Source organism: Ruegeria sp. AF7 (assembly GCF_056541885.1).
Genome location: NZ_JBQFYX010000049.1, coordinates 1 through 1,912 on the forward strand (window position 1 = coordinate 1; position 1,912 = coordinate 1,912).

Genomic DNA, 1,912 nt, shown 5'->3' on the forward strand with positions numbered 1-1,912 from the left:
CTGCTCGACTACTTTAACAAGGTCTATCATTTGGATGGAGAGATCCACGAGTTTGTGGTTCCCGGAAACAGTCAGATAATTGGCGCCACGATCGACGAACTTGAAACGAAGTACCAAGTTCTGATCGTGGCCACGCATTACAAAAAAAGAACCTTCATGGCGCCGCCGCGTGATGTGGCGATTGAAACACCTGCACGTCTTGCCGTGATCGGTGCCCGCCTTGACGTGACCGCCTTCGGCATCGATTTTGGCCTGACAGAATTGCCTGATCTTGACGTGTTTTCGGAAGCATTGGGGGCGAGCAAAGCTGGGATCGCAGAAATTGTTATTCCCCCGAATTCGTCAATCATAGGGAAGACTGGGCGCGAGATCGTGATGCGTCGTGCCTACGGACTGTCCCCACTGGCCCTATATCGTGCTGGCGAAGTTCATACGCGCGGAGAAGGCAATCTCCTCGGCAACATGCCATATCAGGCTGGCGACACCCTGGTTTGTCATACCCCTTGGGAATCCCTGACACAGCTTGAGAAGAACCGTGATTTCGTCGTTGTTACAACGGACTATCCCAAAGAAGAATTGCGTCCCAAGAAGGTGGGGTTTGCCCTTTCCTTTTTCCTGATTGCACTAACGCTTATACTAGCAACGGATTTGAGGTTGTCGCTTTGTTTGCTGGTCGGTGCCATGGGAATGGTCGTAAGTCGGGTTCTCAGTATGCAGGAAGCCTATCAATCCGTTGGATGGACTACGGTGTTCTTGCTGGCAAGTCTGATCCCGCTTGGTCAAGCTGTTCAGTCAACCGGAACGGCACAGTGGATTGCAGACCAGGTTCTAAGCTTACTTCAGGGTGCTCCGATTTGGGTTATCCAAGCTGCGGTTGCCGTTCTGTCGACCGCGTTCACTCTGGTGATGTCGAATGTGGGAGCAACGGTCCTTCTGGTGCCGCTGGCTGTAAACATCGCCCTTGGAGTTGGGGCAAATCCGGCGATTTTTGCACTAACGGTGGCCATATCCACGTCGAACTCGTTCCTGATCCCAACACACCAAGTTAACGCCCTCATTATGGGTCCGGGCGGCTACAAAGTGAAGGACTTCATGCGCGCGGGCGGCGTCATGACCATTTTGTTCCTGATTGTATCGATGATCATGCTGAATGCTGTTTTTGAAACGCCGTAAGGTTGAGGTTGGATGGGTCAAATGTCTGCAAACCTGTCTTTTGATGGCGAATGTGTCGAAAATCGGCATCTCGGTTTCTTGCAGACGCAGCTGAACCGAACGTTGTGTACGTTCTGAGGAGGACATTGCCATGAGAATTGGAACACCAAAAGAAGTGCATTCAGGTGAGGCGCGTGTGGCAATGTCGCCCGAGTCCGCCGCCGCCCTACAAAAATTGGGTCATGAGTGTCTGATTGAGGCTGGAGCTGGTCTGAAGGCAGGTTTTGCCGATTCTGATTATGCCGATGCCGGGGTTGAAGTTGTCAAATCCGCTGACGCTCTTTGGAAGGCGGCGGATGTTGTGGCCAAGGTGCGTGTGCCGGATGATACGGAGATGAAGCGTCTGCGCTCGGATCAGACGCTGATCTCGTTCTTCTCGCCGGTGGCCGATGAGGCCAAGATGCAGGCCGCGGCCAAGAAGGGGGCCACTGTTATCGCGATGGAGATGATCCCGCGGATCTCCCGGGCGCAGAAGATGGACGCGCTGAGCTCCATGGCAAACATTGCCGGGTACCGGGCGGTGATCGAGGCGGGCAACAACTTTGGCCGTTTCTTCACCGGTCAGGTGACGGCGGCGGGTAAGGTGCCGCCTGCCAAGGTGCTGATCGTTGGGGCCGGTGTGGCCGGTCTGGCCGCAATCGGGACGTCCACGTCGCTGGGCGCGATCACCTACGCGTTCGACGTGCGCCCTGAAGTGGCC

1 protein-coding gene and 1 pseudogene are annotated in these 1,912 nt (G+C 55.0%); both read left to right on the forward strand.

Translation table 11 applies throughout. From position 1 onward, the window contains the following. Window positions 1–1,173 (forward strand): SLC13 family permease (locus ACR0AP_RS20860; RefSeq protein ID WP_480509205.1); only part of this gene is annotated, 1,173 nt, incomplete at its 5' end. Window positions 1,174–1,303: 130 nt separating this feature from the next. Continuing rightward, window positions 1,304–1,912, forward strand: a pseudogene (locus ACR0AP_RS20865) (Re/Si-specific NAD(P)(+) transhydrogenase subunit alpha); the annotation flags it as partial.